The 22,165-nt window shown below is 54.5% G+C and carries 19 protein-coding genes; 4 read left to right on the top strand and 15 right to left on the bottom strand.

The features are described 5' to 3' along the window. Window positions 1-13 precede the first annotated feature (13 nt). Entirely contained in the window at window positions 14-541 is a 528-nt protein-coding gene (locus AM410_RS01865; RefSeq protein ID WP_014168885.1) for a YbaY family lipoprotein, read from the bottom strand. Window positions 542-744: 203 nt separating this feature from the next. On the opposite strand from AM410_RS01865, the gene tesB reads away from it, so the two are divergent. After that, entirely contained in the window at window positions 745-1,605 is an 861-nt protein-coding gene (gene tesB / locus AM410_RS01870; protein WP_020885200.1) for an acyl-CoA thioesterase II, read from the top strand. A 75-nt stretch (window positions 1,606-1,680) separates the two neighbouring features. On the opposite strand, the gene amtB is transcribed toward tesB, so the two are convergent. The 5 genes from amtB to AM410_RS01895 form a co-directional block, all read right to left on the bottom strand. Next, window positions 1,681-2,967 carry an ammonium transporter AmtB gene (gene amtB, locus AM410_RS01875; protein ID WP_020885201.1) on the bottom strand — a complete coding sequence of 429 codons (1,287 nt, stop codon included), beginning with the start codon at window positions 2,965-2,967 and terminating at the stop codon, window positions 1,681-1,683. A gap of 35 nt (window positions 2,968-3,002) precedes the next feature. Beyond that, entirely contained in the window at window positions 3,003-3,341 is a 339-nt protein-coding gene (glnK, locus tag AM410_RS01880) for a P-II family nitrogen regulator (protein ID WP_008503304.1), read from the bottom strand. 222 nt (window positions 3,342-3,563) lie between these two features. Beyond that, window positions 3,564-5,345 (bottom strand): SmdB family multidrug efflux ABC transporter permease/ATP-binding protein, encoded by a 1,782-nt coding sequence (locus AM410_RS01885; protein ID WP_020885202.1) that lies wholly within the window; start codon window positions 5,343-5,345, stop codon window positions 3,564-3,566. Beyond that, entirely contained in the window at window positions 5,338-7,110 is a 1,773-nt protein-coding gene (locus tag AM410_RS01890) for a SmdA family multidrug ABC transporter permease/ATP-binding protein (protein ID WP_073395611.1), read from the bottom strand. Before AM410_RS01890 ends, AM410_RS01885 begins: the two co-directional genes overlap by 8 nt. Before the next feature lie 50 nt (window positions 7,111-7,160). Continuing rightward, entirely contained in the window at window positions 7,161-7,619 is a 459-nt protein-coding gene (locus AM410_RS01895; protein ID WP_020885204.1) for an Lrp/AsnC family transcriptional regulator, read from the bottom strand. A 115-nt stretch (window positions 7,620-7,734) separates the two neighbouring features. Here AM410_RS01895 and AM410_RS01900 point away from each other — a divergent pair, with 115 nt between their 5' ends. Further along, on the top strand, window positions 7,735-8,781 hold the full coding sequence (locus tag AM410_RS01900) for a PLP-dependent cysteine synthase family protein (RefSeq protein ID WP_040016790.1): 1,047 nt from the start codon (window positions 7,735-7,737) through the stop codon (window positions 8,779-8,781). Between the two features lie 41 nt (window positions 8,782-8,822). Here the strand turns inward: AM410_RS01900 and cof are convergent, their stop codons facing one another. After that, window positions 8,823-9,641, bottom strand: a complete 819-nt coding sequence (gene cof, locus AM410_RS01905; protein ID WP_047355643.1) for an HMP-PP phosphatase — start codon at window positions 9,639-9,641, stop codon at window positions 8,823-8,825. 101 nt (window positions 9,642-9,742) lie between these two features. Between cof and AM410_RS01910 the strand changes: the two genes are divergently transcribed. Beyond that, window positions 9,743-11,443: an SgrR family transcriptional regulator gene (locus AM410_RS01910; RefSeq protein ID WP_063925415.1), complete on the top strand. Its 1,701-nt coding sequence runs from the start codon at window positions 9,743-9,745 to the stop codon at window positions 11,441-11,443. A gap of 66 nt (window positions 11,444-11,509) precedes the next feature. After that, window positions 11,510-12,205 (top strand): 7-cyano-7-deazaguanine synthase QueC, encoded by a 696-nt coding sequence (gene queC / locus AM410_RS01915; protein ID WP_014168876.1) that lies wholly within the window; start codon window positions 11,510-11,512, stop codon window positions 12,203-12,205. A 60-nt stretch (window positions 12,206-12,265) separates the two neighbouring features. Here queC and AM410_RS01920 read toward each other — a convergent pair whose 3' ends face one another. The 8 genes from AM410_RS01920 to tig form a co-directional block, all read right to left on the bottom strand. After that, on the bottom strand, window positions 12,266-12,664 hold the full coding sequence (locus tag AM410_RS01920; RefSeq protein WP_108647466.1) for a YbgC/FadM family acyl-CoA thioesterase: 399 nt from the start codon (window positions 12,662-12,664) through the stop codon (window positions 12,266-12,268). Window positions 12,665-12,763: 99 nt separating this feature from the next. Continuing rightward, window positions 12,764-13,144 (bottom strand): helix-hairpin-helix domain-containing protein, encoded by a 381-nt coding sequence (locus AM410_RS01925; RefSeq protein ID WP_032681557.1) that lies wholly within the window; start codon window positions 13,142-13,144, stop codon window positions 12,764-12,766. Window positions 13,145-13,292: 148 nt separating this feature from the next. After that, window positions 13,293-15,164 (bottom strand): peptidylprolyl isomerase, encoded by a 1,872-nt coding sequence (ppiD, locus tag AM410_RS01930; protein WP_020885208.1) that lies wholly within the window; start codon window positions 15,162-15,164, stop codon window positions 13,293-13,295. Between the two features lie 212 nt (window positions 15,165-15,376). Then, window positions 15,377-15,649, bottom strand: a complete 273-nt coding sequence (gene hupB / locus AM410_RS01935) for a nucleoid-associated protein HU-beta (protein ID WP_002444653.1) — start codon at window positions 15,647-15,649, stop codon at window positions 15,377-15,379. A 210-nt stretch (window positions 15,650-15,859) separates the two neighbouring features. Then, complete coding sequence (lon, locus tag AM410_RS01940) at window positions 15,860-18,214, bottom strand: endopeptidase La (RefSeq protein ID WP_014168872.1); 2,355 nt, start codon at window positions 18,212-18,214, stop codon at window positions 15,860-15,862. 183 nt (window positions 18,215-18,397) lie between these two features. Then, a complete protein-coding gene (gene clpX / locus AM410_RS01945; RefSeq protein ID WP_020885209.1) occupies window positions 18,398-19,672 on the bottom strand; it encodes an ATP-dependent protease ATP-binding subunit ClpX in 1,275 nt (424 codons plus the stop codon). A gap of 126 nt (window positions 19,673-19,798) precedes the next feature. Beyond that, window positions 19,799-20,422: an ATP-dependent Clp endopeptidase proteolytic subunit ClpP gene (gene clpP, locus AM410_RS01950; RefSeq protein WP_020885210.1), complete on the bottom strand. Its 624-nt coding sequence runs from the start codon at window positions 20,420-20,422 to the stop codon at window positions 19,799-19,801. Between the two features lie 260 nt (window positions 20,423-20,682). Further along, on the bottom strand, window positions 20,683-21,981 hold the full coding sequence (gene tig / locus AM410_RS01955) for a trigger factor (RefSeq protein WP_014168868.1): 1,299 nt from the start codon (window positions 21,979-21,981) through the stop codon (window positions 20,683-20,685). Window positions 21,982-22,165 lie beyond the last annotated feature (184 nt).

Genomic DNA, 22,165 nt, shown 5'->3' on the forward strand with positions numbered 1-22,165 from the left:
AGGGTTTAAAGCGTTACATCTGGGTCGGAGGGGTTGGCAGAGACGGTTGGTTAGTCTGTGGCGCAACCGGCACTTCGGTTTGCTGTACCGGAACCAGGTTCAGGTCAACTTTTGTCCCGCCGTGGTTAATCGCTTCCTGCACCGTATCGGTGATAAACACCAGTTTATCGTTGATCGTTACTGCTGCACTCAGGAGGATACGGGCATTAGGCTGCACGTCTGATGGGTTATACGGCAACACGAAGCTAAACGGTGCCTGCTTACCTTCCGTACGCACGGCACGCTGGGCCAATACTTTAGACGGCGCGTCTGCCAGGGAAGCATCAGACAGGGTTACCGTTAATACCGCATCTGGCGGTAACGCGACTTTCTGTTTAATCCAGATAGTCCCGGAAACGTTAGGCTGCTGAATGGACTGCTGTGAGAGTGTATTAATCCCGTTTGGATCTGCTGCTGGCACCGGCACCTGGGCGCTCTTTCCTGCACAGGCGGACAACGCCACCGCAATTGCTACACCACTTAGCATGGGCACGAGTTTCATTGAAGTCTCCTTATCATCAATGCACCAGCGGGATCGATCCCATCCGATGTCGTTTCAATCACATAACACAGGTAAGTTTGGCACAGATCACTGATTTATGCCTAAAATCGTCCAGATATTCAGATTATTCTACCCATCGGACCACTTTCATTTCTGCGTTATACTCTGCCTATCTTTCGCTACGGCGTTTATTGAGGACAACTATGAGTCAGGCACTGAACAATCTGCTGACATTACTGAATCTGGAAAAAATTGAGGAAGGACTCTTTCGCGGACAGAGCGAAGATCTCGGCTTACGCCAGGTCTTCGGCGGGCAAGTCGTAGGACAAGCGCTCTACGCAGCAAAGGAGACCGTCCCTGCAGACCGTCTGGTGCACTCATTTCACAGCTACTTCTTACGCCCTGGTGATAGCGCGAAACCCATCGTGTATGACGTTGAGGTATTGCGGGATGGCAACAGCTTTAGCGCGCGTCGTGTCGCAGCGGTTCAGAATGGCAAGCCTATCTTTTACATGACCGCCTCGTTCCAGGCGCCGGAACCGGGCTATGAGCATCAAAAAACGATGCCACCCGCGCCGTCGCCAGACGATCTCAAATCAGAGACCGATATCGCCCGTGCGCTGGCGCATCTGCTTCCACCGCAGGTAAAGGAGAAGTTTCTCTGCGATAAACCGCTTGAGATCCGCCCTGTCGAATTCCATAACCCGATGAAAGGCCACACGGCCGAGCCGAAGCGCCAGGTCTGGATCCGCGCTAACGGTACCGTGCCCGCGGATTTCCGCGTTCATCAGTATCTGCTGGGTTATGCTTCAGATTTCAACTTCCTGCCGGTGGCGCTGCAGCCGCACGGCGTGGGCTTCCTTGAAAAAGGGATGCAGGTGGCCACCATCGATCACTCCATGTGGTTCCATCGTCCGTTCGACATGAACGAGTGGCTGCTCTACAGCGTGGAGAGTACCTCGGCGTCAAGCGCGCGCGGCTTTGTGCGCGGTGAGTTTTACACTCAGGATGGCGTGCTGGTCGCGTCGACGGTGCAGGAAGGGGTAATGCGTAACCGCGGGTGATGTTGTACTGCGGCCCTCTCCCGACGGGAGAGGGAACAAAACGAAAACGGCAACCCTGGGTTGCCGTTTTGCTTATCAGGCGTTGTACGCATTCTCGCCGTGGCTGTTGACGTCCAGACCTTCGCGTTCCTGCTCTTCCGGAACACGCAGACCGACAGTCATATCCGCCAGCTTATAGCCGATGAAGGCCACAACGGCAGACCACACGACGGTGATGGCGATACTTTCCAGCTGCACCAGCACCTGGTGAACCATGGTGACGCCTTCTGCGTAACCCACGCCACCCAGCGATTTCGCCGCGAAGATACCGGTCATGATACAACCGACGATGCCGCAGACGCCGTGTACACCGAAGACATCGCACGGGTCATCGACGCGCAGAACACGTTTCAGCGCCGTCACACCCCACAGACCCGCCAGACCGGCGACCAGCCCGACAAGCAGCGCGCCGCCAACACCGACGTAGCCACAAGCTGGCGTGATACCAACCAGACCGGCAATTGCACCTGAACAGGCACCCAGCAGTGAAGGCTTACCGCGTACCGCCCACTCACCAAACACCCATGAGAGGATCGCACCCGCCGTGGCCACAACCGTGTTCACGAAGGCCAGCGCGGCGATTTCGTTTGCTGCGCTTGCTGAACCGGCGTTGAAGCCGAACCAGCCAAAGTAAAGGATCGCTGTACCGGTAAAGACCATCGGCAGGTTGTGCGGTTTGAACGCTTCTTTACCGAAGCCCACGCGTTTGCCAATCAGGTATGCCCCTACCAGGCCCGCCACCGCGGCGTTGATGTGTACAACGGTACCGCCTGCGAAGTCCAGCGCGCCATGGCTCGCCAGCAGACCGCCACCCCAGACCATGTGTGCAATCGGCACATAGGAGAGCGTCAGCCAGACCACGACGAAGATCAGTACGGCGGAGAAGCGAATACGCTCAGCCAGCGCACCGACGATCAGCCCGACGGTGATACAGGCGAACGAGCCCTGGAAGGCAACGTGAATATATTGATAGAAACTGCCCATCAGCGCGGTCAGTTCGATGTTTTTCAGCATGACCCAGTCAAAGTTTCCGAAGAACGCATTGCCCGTGCCGAAGGCCAGAGAGTAACCGTAGACCACCCACAACACGCAAACCAGCGCGAACGTGACGGCAACCTGCGTCAGCATGGAGAGAACGTTTTTGCCACGGATCAGGCCGCCGTAGAACAGCGCAATGCCCGGAATGGACATGAACAGCACCAGCGCGGTGCTGATCATCATAAAGGCGTTATCGGCTTTGTCTGCCACCGCAGGGGCAGCCAGTGCCAGGCCCGGCAGCAGTGCCAGCGAACCCAGACCCGTTTTGATTGTTGCTATCTTCATTTTCTCGATCCCTATCACTGTGTGCCAGGAGTTACTTACAGTGCCGCTTCGTCAGATTCGCCGGTACGGATGCGAATGACGCGCTGCAATTCGGCAACGAAAATTTTGCCGTCGCCAATTTTGCCGGTGTAGGCCGCTTTGCTAATGACATCAATAACTTCATCAAGCTGGTCATCAGCAATCGCGACATCAATTTTTACTTTTGGCAGGAAGTTAACGCTGTATTCTGCCCCGCGGTAAAGCTCGGCATGACCCTTCTGACGACCAAAGCCTTTCACTTCGGTGACAGTCAGTCCCTGAATACCCATGGAAGACAATGCTTCACGCACGTCTTCGAGTTTGAATGGTTTGATTACAACCGTAACCAGCTTCATAGATCCCCTCCAGTCAGAATTCGGTAATGGCCGCCGCTAATACGCAGAAGACATTGCAAGGGGTGTGCCAGAAATGAAAACCTGAGGGAAACGCGCTGCAATGAGCATTACACGAGCATGTTTAACGAACCGGTGAAAAAAAACGCACCATGACAGTGCACGGTGCGTTTCAGTTTTGCACCAACAGTAATGACTGTTAGCGCGCTGCCTTGTTTTGGTGCATCAGGCGCTGAGGGATTCGTCCTCACGCACGCTGGCGGCCAGCTCTTCACCGGCCAGCTGCAGCTGATACATCTGCCAGTAGCGCCCTTTTGCTTCGAGCAGCTCCCGGTGCGTACCACGTTCGACGGCCTGACCGCGATGCAGCACCAGGATGGTGTCTGCGTCGACAATCGTTGAAAGACGGTGTGCGATAACCACCAGCGTCGTGTGGTCACGCACCGCGGCCAGCGCCAGCTGGATAGCCTGCTCAGTACCAGAGTCGATGCTGGCGGTCGCTTCGTCGAGTATCAGCACCTGCGGCGTTTCAATCAGCACCCGCGCCAGGGCCAGAAGCTGCTTTTGTCCTACCGAGAGGTTATTCCCCTGCTCACCAAGCCGGGTATTGATCCCATCGCTAAAGCCGCGCGCCAGCTCTGCCAGCTGCACGGTTTCCAGCACATCCCACACCTGTTGCTGGGTATAATCCCGCCCCAGGGTGACGTTGGCGTAAAAGGTATCGGCCATGACTACCGGGTCTTGCTGCACCATTGCAACGCCTTTGCGCAACACATTGTGGCTCAGTGATGCGAGCGGACGACCATCAATACGGATTTCACCCTGACTGACCGGGTAATAGCCCATCAACAGGCTGGCGAGGGTACTTTTGCCGCTGCCGGTATGCCCCACCAGCGCCACAAAGCCGCGCGACGGCACATCAAGAGAGATGTCCTGCAACACCAGACGGTCTTCACGATAAGCAAACGAGACCTTATCAAACGTAATCTCTCCGCTTTGCAAAGGACGCTCATCATCACCGTAGGTCTGACGTGGCCGGTCCATCAGTTCGAACACGCGCTCCCCCGCCACCACGGCCTGTTGCAACATAGACTGCTGGGTGGTGAGTTCTATCAACGGTTCATTAAGTCGTCCCAGATAGCTGATAAAAGCGTACAGAACCCCAACTTCAATTGTTCCATTCGCGCTCATCCCGAAAAGCATCAGCAGGCCACAGAGAACCAGCGCCGAGAAGAGGCTCAGCAGCGGACGTAGCAGGAAACCGTCCAGTCGCAGCGTCTGCATACGCGCCATATAGTGCGACCGGCTCGCTTCCCCCATGCGTTCACCAAAGCGAGCCTGCTGGCGGAACTGCTGAATGACGCTCATGCCGTTGATCACTTCGTTGAAGCCATCGTTGATATCGGCCAGATAGGCGCGCACCCGACGCACAATCGGCGTGCTGTAGCGTTGATAGATGACCATTACAATCAATACGGCCGGGAAGATGGTGATCGCCACCAGAGCCATACGCCAGTTGAGGCTGAACATCGCCACCAGCATGGCGCCAATCAGCGCCGCGCTGCGCAGCACGGTTGCCACGACGGTGACATACAGATCGCGGATCACCTCGGTATCGTTGGTCACCCGGGATATCACCTGCCCAACCGGCTGGGTATCAAACTCGCTCAACGGCTGGCGCAGTGCCGCATCCATCACATCCGTACGTAGCTTCTGCACCACGCCCACGGCCGCCCGGTTAAAGAGCAGAGACTGGGCGTAATGCAGTGACGCCGCAGTCAGCTGTAGCCCAACGTAGGCCACACCTAACCCCGCGACAAGCCCCAGCGGCAAATAGCTTTTCGCCACCATATTGTCGATAAAGTAGCTGATGAGCAGCGGACCGCTCACTTCTGCAATCGCGGCAATCCACAGCAACAGTACGGCAAGCGAAAGCGGTTTTCGCCACGGAGAACCATAGGCCAGCAGGCGTTTTAGCGTCGGCCACTGCGTCACGGTCTTACGCATTAGCGTTCTCCTCATCCTGTTCCGGGGCGTCGTCCAGCGCCGCTTCAAGCTGCTGATAACGATACATATCGCGATACCAGCCCGGTTGCTCCGCAAGCTGTTCATGCTGTCCGCGCTGGGCAATGTGCCCGTGCTGTAATACCAGAATTTCATTGGCTTCCGTCAGCGCTGACAACCGGTGTGCACTGATGATCACCGTCCTTCCATCCCCCCACTGTCGCAGGTTATGCAGGATCTGGTGCTCGGTGCGGCCATCGACGGCGGAGAGCGCATCATCAAGGATCAGGATTTCGGCATTCAGCAGCAGCGCGCGGGCAATCGAGAGACGCTGTTTTTGCCCGCCGGAAAGCATAACGCCACGCTCACCCACTTCCGTTTCATAGCCCTGTGGCAGACGCAGAATATCGTCATGGACGCTGGCCAGGCGCGCGACGTGCTCAATCTCTTCCTGAGTTGCCGCCGGGCGTCCGAGGGCAATGTTATTCGCCACGGTGTCAGAAAAGAGAAACGGCGTCTGGCTGACCACCGCCAGACGACCGCGCCAGTCATCGAGCAGCAGGTTCGTCAACGGAATATCATGGAAGCGAATATCGCCCTGCGTGACGTCAAAGTGACGTTGAACCAGGGAGAGTACGGTACTTTTCCCGGCGCCTGTCGGACCGCAGATACCGAGCATCTGACCCGGTTTGAGCGTAAAGCTGACGTTCTCCAGTACCGTCTGTTCCGTTTGCGGATACACAAACTTACGGACGTCGACATTCATCACGCCGCGCCCTTCCGGTACCGATTCGCTACCGTCATTCACCACTGGCGCTTCGGCAAGCATCGCGCGAATGCGGCTGTAGGCGGCGCTGCCGCGCTCTACGATGTTAAACATCCAGGCCAGTGCCAGCATCGGCCATATCATCAGCCCCAGGTACATGGCAAAGCTGGTCAATTGCCCGAGGGTTAGCGAGCCCTGCACCACCATCCAGCTCCCGCCACCAATGGCCAGCAGGTTTGCCATGCCAATCGCGACATAGATTGTCGGGTCAAACCGCGCATCGATACGCGCAACGCGCATGTTCTTCGCCCCCGTGTCGGCGGCATCGGCTGCAAACAGCGCGGATTGTCGATCTTCCAGGCCAAAAGCTTTGATCATGCGGATGCTGGTCATGCTCTCCTGCGTACGGTCATTCAGCGAGGAAAACGCCGCCTGCGCCAGCTTGAAGCGCTCATGAAGCTGTTCGCCATAGCGGTTGATCGCCAGCGCCATCAGCGGCATAGGCAGCAACGCCAGCAGCGTGAGCTGCCAGCTTATCTGGGTGGACATCACAATCAGAACCGCACAGCCCATCACCAGAGAGTCCACCAGCGTTAACACCCCTTCCCCGGCGGCAAACACGACGCGGTCAACGTCATTGGTGGCGCGAGCGATAAGATCCCCGGTGCGATGACGCAGGTAGAACTCGGGATGCTGGCGGCTCAGCTGACGATAAAAATCTTCACGCAGTTCGACGGCCAGCTGATAGGACGCGCCAAACAGCAGTACCCGCCAGACGTAGCGCAGCAGATAGACAATGATGGCCGTCAGCACCAGCGTGCCGACCCACATCAACACCCGTGCGGTGGTGTAATGCTGTTCTGTAACGCCATCCACCACGTATCCCACCACTTTCGGCGGAATTAACTGCAGGATGGCAATGATAATAAGCAGGGCCACAGCGCCGAGGTAGCGTTGCCACTCCCGACGAAAGTACCAGCTTAATTGGGCAAATAATCGCACGCGGTTTGTTCCTGAAGGTATGGATCCGGCTACGCCGGGAAGTTATTCAATTAATCAATGGGTAGTGCTGTGGTGTATTTAATCTGTTCCATGGCGAAGCTCGAGGTGACGTCCGACAAGCCCGGTACGCTGTTCACCAGCCGCTTGTAAAAATCATCATAACGCTTCATGTCTGCCACCTGGACGCGCATCAGATAGTCATACTCTCCCGCCATGCGCCAGAAACCGAGCACCTCCGGCATCTCGGAGACCTGTGTTACGAAGCGGCTGTACCACTCGCTGCTGTGATGTTGGGTTTTTATCAGGACAAATGCCGTCAACCCAAGCCCCAGTTTTTCGGGATCTAAAAGCGCGACTCGCCCCAGAAGGATGCCGTCATCTTCAAGCTTCTTGAGGCGCTTCCAGCACGGCGTGGTGGTCAGATTAACGGCATCTGCCAGTGCCTGCAAAGAGAGGGTACAGTCACTTTGCAGTAAAGAAAGCAGCTTACGGTCTATTTTATCTAGCATACCCACCTCACAGAGAAAAATTTTCTCCCTTCATTCTATTTTAAAGGTCATATAGCAACAATTTTTTCTGTGCTTTTCGCTATGCTGGGCACAAAATGACAAACGGATAAATACGATGAATAGCGCCTGGGTTAAACATGCCATCAGCGAAATCAATGCCGACTATCAGCGCTCGGCGGACACCCATCTCATTCGCCTGGCTCTGCCGGGTTTTGCTGGCATCCAGCTGTACCTGAAAGATGAAAGCACCCATCCCACCGGTAGCCTGAAGCATCGCCTGGCGCGTTCGCTCTTTTTATACGGTTTGTGTAACGGCTGGATTAAGGAGGGAACCACGATTATTGAATCCTCCTCCGGTTCAACCGCCGTATCCGAAGCCTACTTTGCCCGCCTGCTGGGCCTGCCGTTTATCGCCGTGATGCCCTCCTGCACCGCGAAACGAAAAATTGAGCAGATCGAATTTTACGGTGGACGCTGCCACTTTGTGGAAAGCGCCTGCGAAATTTACGCCGCGTCTGAAATGCTGGCCCGTGAGCTGAATGGCCACTATATGGATCAGTTCACCTTTGCCGAGCGAGCCACAGACTGGCGCGGCAATAACAACATCGCCGACAGTATTTTCCGCCAGATGACCCACGAACCTCACCCTGTTCCGTCGTACATCGTGATGAGCGCCGGTACTGGCGGCACCTCAGCCACCCTGGGGCGTTACATCCGCTGTCAGGGCTATGATACGCAGCTGATGGTGGTGGATCCGCAGAACTCGGTGTTCCTGGACTACTGGCAAAGCCGCAATGCGGATCTGCGCAGCCCGGTGGGCAGTAAGATTGAAGGTATTGGCCGCCCGCGCGTGGAGCCTTCATTCATTCCGGACGTGGTGGATGAAATGCTCCGCGTGCCGGATGCCGCCAGCGTGGCAACCGCGCACTGGCTGGAGACACAGATTGGCCGTAAAGTCGGTGCATCTACCGGCACCAACATGTGGGGAGCCCTGCAGCTTGCGGCTCGCATGCGTGAAGAGGGGCGCACCGGCTCTATCGTCACCCTGCTCTGCGACAGCGGCGAGCGCTATCTTGAGACCTATTACAATGCGCAGTGGGTTCAGGCAAACATCGGCGATATTGAGCCGTGGAAAGCGCAGATTACGCAGCTGGTGAAATAAAAAAAAGCCAGACCGGGGTCTGGCTTGCTGGAAGGGTCTCACTATTCGGGGGAATATGGGAGGTTGTTGTTGTCCAGCCAATGCGTCAAAAAATGAGACACTGCTTCGTTACCGCAGTGCCCGATAACCGGTAGATGGGGAAGCTCTGCCTTCAACTGCGGCATCGCATTTCCCATAATCAGACCGCGACCAACGCTGCCCAGCATTTCGCGGTCGTTCATGGCGTCGCCAAACGCCATACATTCCTGCATCGTTAAGCCTAAGTGATCGCTCAGTACCGCCAGCGCCGATCCTTTATTACACCCAACCGGCAAAACCTCGAGACAGTCCACCGCTGAAAAGGTCAGGTGCGCCCGGTCGCCTAACGCGTCATTCAGTTGAATGCGTAAGCGACAAAGATCGTCATGATCGCCGCAGAAACAGATCTTCGTCACCGCGTGAGCCGGAATACGGCGCAGATCGATAAGCTGATAGCGGAAACCACTGTAGACATGGGCGTGCAGCAATGCCGGAATGTCATGCCCGGTAAACCAGCCGTTATCGTTAAAGACATGAACGCTGGCCCGGGTGTCCCAGGTGCTGTGCAATACGATATCTGCCACTTCCGGGTTGAGATCCTGACGGTGGAGAACATCGCCTTCGACAGAGTGAATGCGTGTCCCGTTGCCGGTAATAAGAAAAGCATCCAGGGAAAATGCCCCCATTAAATGGCGCATCTCCAGCACATGACGGCCGGTGGCAAACGTCAGGGTGACATCACGTTCGTGCAGGCGCTTCAGGGTACTCAGGGTTTTCTCACCCAGACGGTGATCCGGCATTAACAACGTACCGTCCATATCAAACGCAGCGAGACGAGCCATTATTACTCCTGAAATGTGATGCGGTTAACTTGTGCATCAGTATTGCGTGAGATATACGGAAGTAATAGTGAATAGATGATAATTATTGTTCAGGGTTTCTCATGCGCCAGCTTAACCGACTCAACCAGTACCACCGTTTGTGGCAGCCTTCCGCTGGCGCGACGCAGCAGGCCACCATCAGCGAGCTGGCCGCCCGCTGTTTTTGCAGCGAACGGCATGTCCGTACATTACTGCGTCAGGCGCAGGAGGCGGGCTGGCTTAGCTGGCGAGCGCAGTCTGGCCGCGGTAAGCGTGGGGAGCTGACTTTCCACGTCACCCCGGAGTCACTGCGCAATGCGATGATGGAAGAGGCGCTGAAGCGTGGGCAGCAGCATAACGCGCTTGAGCTGGCCCAGCTGGCACCGGAGGAGCTGCGGTCACTGCTTCATCCGTTTTTAGGCGGCCAGTGGCAAAACGATACGCCGACGCTGCGCATTCCCTATTACCGCTCTCTGGATCCACTGCATCCCGGCTTTTTACCCGGTCGGGCGGAACAGCATCTGGCAGGACAGGTTTTTTCCGGGCTGACGCGTTTTCACGGTAACAGCAGCGAACCGACGGGCGATCTTGCCCATCACTGGGACGTGTCGGAGGACGGGCTGCGCTGGCATTTTTATATTCGCTCCACGCTTCACTGGCATAACGGTGATAAAGTCGAAACGGTCCAGTTACAGGAGAGTCTGAATGCGATGTTGACGCTCCCGGCCATGCACAGGCTTTTTCAGAGCGTGCTGCGCATTGAAGTTACCCATCCGCAGTGTCTGACGTTTATTTTACACAAGCCCGACTACTGGCTGGCGCATCGACTGGCAACCTATTGCAGCCGTGTGGCGCACCCGGCACAACCGATGACAGGCAGCGGACCTTTCAGGCTCACCGCGTATAAGCCGGACCTGGTTCGTCTGGAAAGCCATGAGCAGTATCACCTTAGCCACCCGCTACTGAAGGCCATCGAGTTCTGGATCACCCCTCAGCTATTTGATCAGGGGCTTGGAACCAGCTGCCGGCATCCGGTACAAATCGCCATCGGAGAGCCTGACGAACTGACCCGTTTGCGGCTGGTGAGTAACAGCATCAGCCTGGGGTTTTGCTACCTCACACTGAAGCGCAGCCCTCGTCTTAGCGAAATGCAGGCAAGACGCCTTATCAACATCATTCACCTCTCAACGCTTCTGCATACTCTTCCTCTGGATGAGGGGCTTATCACCCCAACGCAGGAGTTGCTGCCGGGCTGGCGTATTCCTGAGTGGCCGGATCTCACGGATGTCCCTTTGCCTGAGACGCTGACCCTGATTTACCATCTGCCCGTCGAGTTACATACCATGGCGAGTCAGCTAAAAGCGTATCTTTCCCGCCAGGGCTGCGCGTTAACGGTCATCTTTCACGATGCCAAAACGTGGGACGGATGTCAGCATCTTGCCGACGCGGACCTCATGATGGGAGACAGGCTGATTGGCGAAGCACCGGAATACACCCTTGAGCAGTGGCTTCGCTGCGATGCGCTATGGCCGCACCTGCTGAGCGCGCCGCAATATGCCCATCTGCAGGCGACGCTGGATGCCGTTCAGACTCAGGCTGACGAGCATGCCCGGCATCGCGGGCTGAAAGCTATTTTCACCCAAATCATGGAGAGCGCAGTGCTGACGCCGTTGTTTAACTATCAGTACCAAATCAGCGCGCCCCCGGGAGTCAATGGCATACGGCTTAATACCCGCGGCTGGTTCGATTTCACCGAAGCCTGGCTCCCGGCCCCCAAATCGTGAAGAAGCTGGTCGTCGCCGTAGTCAGACGGTAACATGATGTTTTTACCGTAACTGTCGAGATGATTTATGAAACGTGCCGTCGTCGTGTTCAGCGGAGGACAAGATTCCACTACCTGCCTGGTTCAGGCGCTTCATCAGTACGATGAAGTTCACTGTGTCACTTTCGATTATGGTCAGCGACATCGCGCTGAAATCGACGTCGCCCGTGAACTGGCGCTGAAACTGGGCGCGCGCGCGCATAAGGTGCTGGACGTTACGCTGTTAAATGAACTGGCCGTCAGTAGCCTCACCCGCGACAGTATTCCCGTTCCTGACTATGAACCTGATGCCAGCGGCATTCCGAACACCTTTGTGCCAGGCCGCAACATTCTCTTCCTGACGCTGACGGCGATCTACGCCTACCAGGTGAAAGCCGAAGCGGTGATCACGGGCGTGTGTGAAACCGACTTCTCCGGGTACCCTGACTGCCGTGACGAGTTCGTGAAGGCTCTCAACCACGCCGTGAATCTGGGGATGGCAAAAGAGACGCGCTTTGAAACGCCACTGATGTGGCTTGATAAAGCGGAAACCTGGGCACTGGCAGACTACTGGGGCAAACTGGACATGGTTCGCAGCGAAACCCTTACCTGCTACAACGGCATTAAAGGTGATGGTTGTGGTCAGTGTGCGGCCTGTAATCTGCGCGCAAACGGACTGAATCACTATCTGGCCGATAAAGCGGGCGTGATGTCGGCGATGAAGAAAAAAACCGGGCTCAAATAAGCCTCTTTGACCGTGCTGGCGAACAGAATATCGACAGCACGGGTCATGAACACAACGCGCTTAGACGATCATCAACTGCAGTTTTTCCCGCAACTCCCCTTTCAGCGGCAACGCTTTCTGGGTTTTCAGATCGATACAGACAAAGGTGATCAGCGCGTCGGCAACGGCCTGGCCTTCAGGATCCAGCGTCACCGCCTGGGTTAACACGCCGCTCTTGCCGTTTAACTGTTGAAGCTGGCTGGTGATGGTCAGCACATCTCCCAGCACGGCCGGGCGACGGTAGTTGATATTGATGTTGACGACCACGAACGCGATGTTGTGCGCGGTCATCCACTGAAAGCTTTCGCTGCTTTCCAGACCGTCCCAGCGCGCTTCTTCAAGAAACTCAAGATAACGGGCGTTGTTGACGTGCTGGTAAACATCGATGTGGTACCCGCGTACTTTGATTTTTGTCTGCATAGCGCAATAGCCTTTACTGTTGTTATAGGATAAGAGGTCATGACTGGTATGACCTCTTTATCCTGGCAAAATTTTGCCGCCGTGCAAGTAATTATGTGATTACAACGTCAGGTGTGAGAGGTTGCGCTCAACCAGCGCTCCGCCCATACCGGGCACTTGCTTAAGATCGTCAACCGTTTTGAAAGGACCGTACTCTTCGCGATAGCTGACTATCGCCTGCGCTTTTTTTAGCCCTACGCCATTCATCACCCGGGCGAGATCCTCTGCCGATGCCGAATTGATACTGACTCGCGTACCGTCATCATCCGCGCTTTTTCCGGCATCCGTGGCTTTCGTCTGGCCAGCTGCGGGTGCCGCTGCGTCAGGCCTGGTTTGCACCGCCGGTGTTTTCGCCGCAGGTGTCGTCGCCAGCGCACCTGCGCTCATCCCGGTGGTGGCAATCGCCAGAGTAATGAACAGAGCCTTGATTCCACATTTCATGCTGTTATCTCCTTGTTTGTTGACAGCCAGGCCACAATATCCAGCGTTATAACCCGGCACAAACGGCAGATTGCAGAAATGGAAAAGGCCGCGAAAGCGGCCTTTAGTTATTGCAGAGCGTTACGAAAATATGCGAGCAAATACGTAATTATTGCTGCTGAGTCATCACGTCACCGAGCTTGATTTTGGCTTCTGTGCGCAGGTTGCTCATCATCGCTTCGAAAGCAATCTGGGCATTGTTCTGGGTAATACCCTGCACCATCGCTTTCTTCTGCTCTTCAGGCATCGTGCCTGCTTTCACATCGTCCAGCGCGAGCAGAACGACGTTACCCTGCATATCGGTAGTGGTACCGAAGCTTGGTTTGTCCTTCGCAGGCAGGCTCAGACCGAACGCTGCCTGACTGACAGGATCCTGACCGGTACGGCTCAGCGTTTTTGGCTCACCGAAGCTCAGACCTGCCGCTTTCAGTGCATCCTGTTTACCCGCTTTCAGGTCAACCAGAATCTTCTCAGCATCCAGTTTTGCCTGCTGTTCCGCTTTGTTGTGCTTAACCTGAGCAACCACCTGATCTTTCACTTCTGCCAGCGGTTTAATCGCTTCTGGTTTGTGCTCGCTGACGCGAAGAACAAACGCACGATCGCCGTCGACGGTAATGATGTCAGAGTTGCTGCCCGGCGTGCCGTTCTCGCCAACCAGACCACCGTTGAAGATGGCATCAGCAACCGGTTTGAAATTCAGCTCTTCCGGCAGGTTGTTACGACCGAACCAGCCGGTCTCAACCGCTTTCACCCCTGCAGCCTGCTCAGCACCCGCCAGAGATTCGTTGTCGTTGCTGGCAGCATCACTGACTTTCTGTTGCAGCGCGTAGTATGCATCCAGCGCTTTTTCCTGCTTCACTTTCGCTGCGATATCATCGCGAACGTCAGCCAGCGGCTTGGTTTTCGCGGCCTCGATATCATCCAGACGCGCCACCAGGAAACCAACGGAAGATTTAATGACACCCGAAAGCTGGCCTTTGTCTTTCAGACCGGCATTTTTCAGTTCGTCAGGCGTGGTGCTCTCTTCCAGCCAGCCCATATCACCACCGTTTTTAGCAGAGATAATATCGGTGGATTTTGCTTTCGCGAGGGAGGCGAAATCAGCGCCCTTATTCAGCTCATCCAGCACGGCTTTGGCATCTGCCTCAGTTTTGGTCTGGATCACGCTGTAGCGGTTACGCTGCGGCTGAGTGAACTGATCCTGATGCTGATCGTAATAAGACTGAATTTCCGCATCAGAGGCTGTTTCCTGCAGCGCGGCAGCATCCAGCTTGATGTAGCTCACACGGAACTGTTCTGGAGCAACGAAGTTACTCTTGTTCTGCTCGTAGTAGGCGTTAATGTCCGCGTCGCTAACCTGCTGCTTCGCCGCCAGAGCATTCACATCGATGGTCGCTTCACGTACCACGCGCTGCTGTGCAACCAGGGCTGCCAGCTCTTCCGTCTCACCTTTGAGCATGAAATCAGTGCCAACAACGGCATTGATGAGCTGTTGGGTTGTCAGTTGATTACGCAGAGCCTGAGCGTATTGATCGGCAGTCATGCCCATCTGATTAATGATGCCGTTGTAACGCGCATTGTCGAATTTGCCGTTAGACTGGAATGCCTGAGTCGATAAGATGGCTTTTTTAACCTGCTCATCGCTGATGCCCAGCCCCAGTTTTTTCGCGTATTGATCCAGCAGCGCTTCGTCGATCAGACGGTTCAGGGTCTGTTGGCGCAGGGATTTCATATACCCTTCGTTTGCCGCGAGTTCAGAGAATTGGTCGCCCAGCTGTTGCTGCATACGGTTACGTTCACCGGCAAAAGCATTCTCGAACTGACCGCGGCTGATCTCCTGGCCATTCACTTTTGCGGCATAGTTCGCGCCACCGCCGATAAGGTAACTGCTCACGCCGGTCAATATGAACGACACGATAATGATACCGAAAATAATCTTGAGCACGAGACTGTTAGCAGCCGTGCGTAAGCTGTCCATCATGGTGTAACAACACTCCGCTGTAGGTGACTGGTTACCTGACGCTAACGGAAAATCCTGCCCGTCGCGCGTAAAGGCGTATTGTGACAAGAAAACGGTGCGATTGTCAGCCCACAACTCGCATAAACTCGCACAAATCAGGCCTGGACAAACAAAAAAGGCACATCAAATGATGCGCCCTTGTACTATTCGGCTTCCCTGAGATGGGAAAGCAATCAGTTTACTGCGTCTTTCAGCGCTTTACCTGCACGGAAACCCGGCACTTTAGCGGCAGCAATGGTGATCTCTTTACCGGTCTGAGGGTTGCGGCCAGTACGGGCAGCACGCTCTTTAACAGCAAAAGTACCGAAGCCTACCAGTGCAACGTCGTCCCCAGCCTGCAGAGATTCAGTAACAGAAGCAATTAATGCATCTAACGCACGTCCAGCTGCAGCTTTAGAAATATCAGCACCAGCAGCAATTTTGTCAATCAGTTGAGATTTATTCACTGTTCTCTTCCTCTCTTTATAATTTATATCGCGCCTGAATCCTTCACAACGCGACCGCGCAGCAGTTATATCAGGCCTGCCATGACCTTACAACACCCGTTGTTGATGGCTGGCCTAATCAGCAATCTAAATTAGCTATACAAAAAAAGGCTGGCAAGTGCGAAATGACTTACCAGCCTTACTTTTATTGACGCTCTTTGCGCGAGGTCACTATTTTGCGGTTACAACCTGCATTCCGGAAGGTTCATTCTGCAGGGCGAGAGTCAGAACTTCCTCAATTCGCTTCACAGGATGAATCTGCAGATCGGCAATCACGTTGTCCGGAATCTCTTCCAGATCGCGTTTATTTTCGTAAGGGATCAATACGGTTTTGATCCCACCACGGTGTGCCGCCAGCAGTTTTTCTTTTAACCCACCGATTGGCAACACCTGGCCACGCAATGTGATCTCACCGGTCATTGCCACATCGGCACGCACCGGGTTGCCGGTAAGGCAGGAAACCAGTGCGGTACACATGGCGATACCTGCGCTTGGGCCATCTTTCGGCGTTGCCCCTTCAGGCACGTGCACGTGGATATCGCGTTTCTCGTAGAAATCAGGGTTGATGCCCAATTTCTCTGCACGCGCGCGTACCACGGTCAGCGCGGCCTGAATCGACTCCTGCATCACTTCACCCAGAGAGCCGGTGTAGGTCAGCTTGCCTTTACCCGGGACGCAGGCGGTTTCAATGGTCAGCAGATCGCCACCCACTTCCGTCCATGCCAGACCGGTAACCTGGCCCACGCGGTTTTCATTGTCCGCGCGACCATAGTCAAAGCGCTGAACGCCCAGATAGGCATGCAGGTTGTCGCCATTGATCACAATGTGTTTCAGGCTCTTATCCAGCAGCAGCTGTTTAACCGCCTTACGGCACAGTTTAGAGATTTCGCGCTCAAGGCTACGCACGCCCGCTTCACGGGTGTAGTAGCGGATGATGCCAATAATCGCGCTGTCCTCAACGGTCAGCTCGTTGGCTTTCAGCGCGTTACGCTCAATCTGCTTCGGCAGCAGGTGCCGTTTCGCAATGTTCAGTTTTTCGTCTTCGGTATAACCGGAGAGACGAATCACTTCCATACGGTCCAGCAGCGGCGCCGGAATGTTCATGGAGTTCGAGGTCGCGACAAACATGACATCGCTCAGGTCGTAATCCACTTCGAGGTAGTGATCGCTGAACGCCACGTTCTGTTCTGGATCAAGAACTTCCAGCAAAGCAGACGCCGGATCGCCACGCATGTCCGAAGACATTTTGTCGATCTCATCGAGCAGGAACAGCGGGTTTTTAACGCCCACTTTCGCCATCTTCTGGATCAGTTTACCCGGCATAGAACCGATGTAGGTACGACGGTGACCGCGGATCTCCGCTTCATCGCGTACGCCACCCAGCGCCATACGGATATACTTACGGCCGGTCGCTTTGGCTATGGACTGACCCAGAGAGGTTTTCCCTACCCCCGGTGGTCCCACCAGGCACAGAATCGGGCCTTTGATTTTGTTCACACGGCTCTGGACTGCGAGGTACTCAAGAATGCGGTCTTTCACGCGCTCAAGGCCGTAGTGGTCGGTATCCAGGATCTCCTGCGCCTGACGCAGGTCTTTTTTGACCTTGCTGCGGGCATTCCAGGGAACCTGAACCATCCATTCGATATAGCCACGCACGACGGTCGCTTCAGCCGACATTGGAGACATCATTTTCAGCTTCTGCAGTTCTGCTTCGGCTTTCTCTTTGGCCTCTTTCGGCATTTTCGCCGCGTCGATCTTACGCTTCAGCGCTTCGTTTTCGTCCGGCGCGTCATCCATCTCGCCGAGCTCTTTCTGAATGGCTTTCATTTGCTCATTCAGATAGTACTCACGCTGAGATTTCTCCATCTGCTTTTTAACGCGGTTACGAATACGCTTCTCAACCTGCAGCAGATCGATCTCAGACTCCATCATCGCCATCAGATATTCCAGACGTTCGTTAACGTCGGACATCTCCAGCACGGACTGTTTGTCAGCCAGCTTCAGCGGCATGTGTGCAGCGATGGTGTCCGCCAGACGCGCAGGATCGTCGATGCTGTTCAGCGACGTCAGCACTTCTGGTGGGATTTTCTTGTTCAGCTTGATATAGCCTTCGAACTGGCTAATCGCGGTGCGCACCAGCACTTCCTGCTCGCGCTCATCCAGCTGAGGTGATTCGAGGTACTCTGCCTTGGCAGAGAAATGCTCGCCATCGTCAGACAGGGTGGTAATACGCGCACGCTGCAAGCCTTCTACCAGCACCTTAACGGTGCCGTCAGGCAGCTTCAGCATCTGCAAAATAGAGGCCACGGTCCCGACGGTGAAAAGATCGTTTACACCCGGCTCATCCGTTGATGCTTCTTTCTGCGCCACCAGCATGATTTTTTTATCATGATCCATGGCGGCTTCGAGGCAACGGATAGATTTTTCCCGCCCTACAAATAAGGGTATGACCATGTGCGGATAAACCACCACATCGCGCAACGGCAATACGGGGATTTCAATGCGTTCAGAACGCTCAGGATTCATAGAGCTCTCTCTTAGTTTAGTGTCCGCCAGGTAAACTGGTCATGTCACTGTGCTTCACATAACCATTAACATGTATCCAGTATATGGGGATGTTTCCCACACATTCAACGCCGCGTATACGGAAAAATAAAAGGGGAGATAAAATCCCCCCTTTTTGATTAACTGCTTGTATGATTTGGTGAATTATTCGCCAGATGCCTGTTGCGCTTCCGGCTTGCCATAAATCAGCAATGGCTTGGTCTGGCCGCTAATGACCGACTCATCAATCACCACTTTCTCAACATCTTCCATCGACGGCAGATCGTACATGGTGTCAAGCAGCGCCGCTTCCACGATAGAACGCAGGCCACGCGCACCGGTTTTACGGATCATCGCTTTCTTGGCAATCGCGTCCAGCGCTTCGTCACGGAATTCCAGCTCAACGCCTTCCAGATTGAACAGCGCCTGATACTGCTTGGTCAGCGCATTTTTCGGCTCTTTCAGGATCTGGATCAGCGCATCTTCACTCAGTTCGTTCAGCGTTGCCACAACAGGCAGACGGCCAATGAACTCAGGAATCAGACCAAACTTGATCAAGTCTTCTGGCTCAACCTGTGACAGCAACTCGCCTTCGTTCGGCTTTTCGGACGAGGCTTTCACCGTCGCGCCAAAACCAATGCCGGAGCCGGTTTCAACACGGTGAGAGATCACTTTATCCAGACCGGCAAACGCACCACCACAGATGAACAGGATCTTGGACGTATCAACCTGCAGGAACTCCTGCTGAGGATGTTTACGGCCACCCTGCGGTGGAACGGCTGCAACCGTACCTTCGATCAGCTTCAGCAGCGCCTGCTGCACGCCCTCACCCGATACGTCACGGGTGATGGACGGGTTGTCAGATTTACGGGAGATCTTGTCGATCTCATCGATGTAAACAATCCCGCGCTGCGCTTTCTGTACATCGTAATCGCATTTCTGCAGCAGTTTCTGGATGATGTTTTCTACGTCCTCACCCACATAACCGGCTTCGGTCAGGGTGGTGGCATCGGCCATTGTGAACGGAACATCCAGCAGACGCGCCAGCGTTTCAGCCAGCAGCGTTTTACCGGAACCGGTTGGGCCGATCAGCAGAATATTACTTTTACCCAGTTCTACGCCATTGCTGGTATCACCGTTACGCAGGCGTTTGTAGTGGTTGTATACCGCCACGGCGAGCACTTTTTTCGCCTGCTCCTGACCGATGACATAGTCGTCAAGATGATGACGAATTTCATGCGGCGTTGGCAGCGCGCTGCGCTCGCGGTGAGGTGCTACTTCTTTAATCTCTTCGCGAATAATGTCGTTACATAAGTCAACACATTCGTCGCAGATATACACGGACGGCCCGGCAATCAGTTTACGCACTTCATGCTGGCTTTTGCCGCAAAAAGAGCAGTACAGCAGTTTGCCCGAACCATCTTTGCGTTTATCTGTCATGAGTCCAAACCTCTTTTTAAGTTCTTTGTGCCGCACATGACGACGCAAATGCCATTTTCAGACGCAAGCTGCTTTTAGCAACATGCCGCCCTACCTGAGTATAGCGGCACACTCGCGTCACGGGCATCAATTACGATGGGTCAAAACGGAGTCGACTAAGCCGTACTCAACAGCCTCAGAGGCAGAGAGGAAACGATCGCGCTCGGTATCGCGCTCGATCTGCTCAAGAGATTGACCCGTATGCTGCGCCATAAGTTCATTCATGCGCGCTTTTACTTTCAGAATTTCGCGGGCGTGGATTTCAATATCCGTCGCCTGCCCCTGATAACCCCCCAGCGGCTGGTGAATCATCACGCGGGAATTTGGCAGGCAGAAACGCTTACCTTTAGCCCCTGCGGTTAACAGGAACGCACCCATAGATGCAGCCTGCCCCATACAGATAGTGCTGACATCTGGCTTGATGAATTGCATGGTGTCATAAATGGACATACCTGCCGTGATCACGCCGCCCGGGGAGTTAATGTACAGGTAAATGTCTTTTTCCGGGTTTTCCGCTTCCAGAAACAGCATCTGCGCCACGATCAGGTTAGCCATGTGGTCTTCCACCTGGCCGGTCAAAAAGATAACGCGCTCCTTGAGCAGACGGGAATAGATATCAAAAGAACGCTCACCACGTGAGGTCTGTTCAATAACCATTGGCACCAGAGCCATATGGGGTGCAAAGTTATCTCGTTCGCCACTGTATGACATTTCCGTCTCCTGGATCAAAATTGAAAACACCTGCTGTACTGATTGTAACCTTACGGACGGATTATCAGCCAGTCTCAATCATCGTGATTACACACTTATGGGGTTCATACTGCCCTATTTCAAGCATAACAACCTTTTGTTGTTACGCTAACACTGAAAGGGCGTTTTAGCACTCTTCCTGGGGTAAAGCCGTGATAAAAAAAACCCGTCGCCGGAAGGCAACGGGTTTTTTGTTCAAACTTTAAACCCTGGGGGCGAAATTACGCCTGCTGGTTCATCAGTTCGTTGAAAGAGGTCGCTTTTTCGGTCACTTTCGCTTTCGCCAGTACCGCTTCAACAGCCTGCTCTTCCAGTGCAACATTGCGCATGTTGTCCATCAGCTCTTTGTTCTTACCGTAGAACTCGATCACTTCTGATGGATCTTCGTATGCAGAAGCCATCTCTTCGATCAGGCCTTTCACACGCTCTTCGTCAGCTTTCAGCTCGTGGGTACGAATCACTTCGCCCAGCAGCAGGCCAACAACAACGCGGCGTTTAGCTTGCTCTTCGAACAGCTCGCGTGGCAGTTCCATCGCTTGCTGCTGGTTGCCACCGAAACGCTGTGCAGCCTGACGGCGCAGAACGTCGATTTCGCTGTCAATCAGGGCAGCCGGAACGTCGATTTCGTTCGCTTTTACCAGACCGTCAATCGCCTGAGATTTCACACGGTTACGTACAGCGCCGTTCAGCTCACGTTCCATGTTTTTACGCACTTCGGTACGCAGACCGGCTACAGAACCATCTTCCACGCCGAAACGCTTGATGAATTCTTCAGTCAGTTCAGGCAGTTCGCGCTCTTCAACTTTCTTCAGGTTGATAACGAACTTCGCTGCTTTACCTTTCAGGTTTTCAGCGTGGTACTCTTCCGGGAAGGTCACGTCGATGGTGAACTCTTCGCCCGCTTTGTGACCTTTGATACCGTCTTCGAAGCCTGGGATCATACGACCCTGGCCCATTGCCAGTACGAAGTCAGACGCTTTACCGCCTTCGAACTCTTCGCCGTCTACAGAACCGGTGAAGTCGATGGTCACACGGTCTTCCGCGTCAACAGCACCTTCTTTCTCTTTCCAGTTCGCCTGCTGCTTACGCAGAGTGTCCAGCATGCCGTCAACGTCTTCGTCAGTCACGGAAACAACAGGTTTTTCAACTTCGATAGATTCCAGACCTTTCAGCTCAACTTCCGGGTACACTTCGAACTCTACGGAGTAGGTGAAGTCTTCGCCCTGTTTGTATTCGCCTGGAACGTAATTCGGCGCACCGGCCGGATTAATTTTTTCTTTGATGATCGCATCAATAAAGTTGCGGCTCATCAGTTCACCCAGCACATCCTGACGCACGGAAGCGCCATAACGCTGAGCAACAACATTCATCGGTACTTTGCCCTTACGGAAGCCGTCAATACGTACTTTTTTTGCTACGTTGACCAGCTCGCTTTTCACAGCAGTTTCGATGCTGTCAGCAGCGATAGTAATCGTTACACGGCGGCCAAGGCCTTGAGTGGTTTCAACTGAAACTTGCATCTTGTTACCTCAAAAAAATCACAGTGCTCGGTCAACTCTGAATCTGTCTGTTATACCGGGATGCTCTCTTAGTGCAGATTCACATTCCCTGTCGCCAGAATCATCCCGAAGACATTCATTAAGACGCGGCATTATAGCGGCATCACTTAGGTGAGTCGAGAACGGTTGGGGCATGTTGCTGCGG

It is taken from the genome of Enterobacter cloacae complex sp. FDA-CDC-AR_0164, assembly GCF_003071645.1.
In the GTDB taxonomy this organism is placed as follows: Bacteria; Pseudomonadota; Gammaproteobacteria; order Enterobacterales; family Enterobacteriaceae; genus Enterobacter; species Enterobacter ludwigii.

Bases quoted from the DNA above. Each gene is read 5' to 3' on its own strand.
- tig (WP_014168868.1), bottom strand. From the start codon at position 21,981: ATGCAAGTTTCAGTTGAAACCACTCAAGGCCTTGGCCGCCGTGTAACG.
- queC (WP_014168876.1), top strand. From the start codon at position 11,510: ATGAAACGTGCCGTCGTCGTGTTCAGCGGAGGACAAGATTCCACTACC.
- AM410_RS01910 (WP_063925415.1), top strand. From the start codon at position 9,743: ATGCGCCAGCTTAACCGACTCAACCAGTACCACCGTTTGTGGCAGCCT.
- AM410_RS01865 (WP_014168885.1), bottom strand. From the start codon at position 541: ATGAAACTCGTGCCCATGCTAAGTGGTGTAGCAATTGCGGTGGCGTTG.
- AM410_RS01895 (WP_020885204.1), bottom strand. From the start codon at position 7,619: ATGCTAGATAAAATAGACCGTAAGCTGCTTTCTTTACTGCAAAGTGAC.
- AM410_RS01920 (WP_108647466.1), bottom strand. From the start codon at position 12,664: ATGCAGACAAAAATCAAAGTACGCGGGTACCACATCGATGTTTACCAG.
- AM410_RS01925 (WP_032681557.1), bottom strand. From the start codon at position 13,144: ATGAAATGTGGAATCAAGGCTCTGTTCATTACTCTGGCGATTGCCACC.
- ppiD (WP_020885208.1), bottom strand. From the start codon at position 15,164: ATGATGGACAGCTTACGCACGGCTGCTAACAGTCTCGTGCTCAAGATT.
- lon (WP_014168872.1), bottom strand. From the start codon at position 18,214: ATGAATCCTGAGCGTTCTGAACGCATTGAAATCCCCGTATTGCCGTTG.
- clpX (WP_020885209.1), bottom strand. From the start codon at position 19,672: ATGACAGATAAACGCAAAGATGGTTCGGGCAAACTGCTGTACTGCTCT.
- AM410_RS01900 (WP_040016790.1), top strand. From the start codon at position 7,735: ATGAATAGCGCCTGGGTTAAACATGCCATCAGCGAAATCAATGCCGAC.
- AM410_RS01885 (WP_020885202.1), bottom strand. From the start codon at position 5,345: ATGCGTAAGACCGTGACGCAGTGGCCGACGCTAAAACGCCTGCTGGCC.
- tesB (WP_020885200.1), top strand. From the start codon at position 745: ATGAGTCAGGCACTGAACAATCTGCTGACATTACTGAATCTGGAAAAA.
- cof (WP_047355643.1), bottom strand. From the start codon at position 9,641: ATGGCTCGTCTCGCTGCGTTTGATATGGACGGTACGTTGTTAATGCCG.
- amtB (WP_020885201.1), bottom strand. From the start codon at position 2,967: ATGAAGATAGCAACAATCAAAACGGGTCTGGGTTCGCTGGCACTGCTG.
- clpP (WP_020885210.1), bottom strand. From the start codon at position 20,422: ATGTCATACAGTGGCGAACGAGATAACTTTGCACCCCATATGGCTCTG.
- glnK (WP_008503304.1), bottom strand. From the start codon at position 3,341: ATGAAGCTGGTTACGGTTGTAATCAAACCATTCAAACTCGAAGACGTG.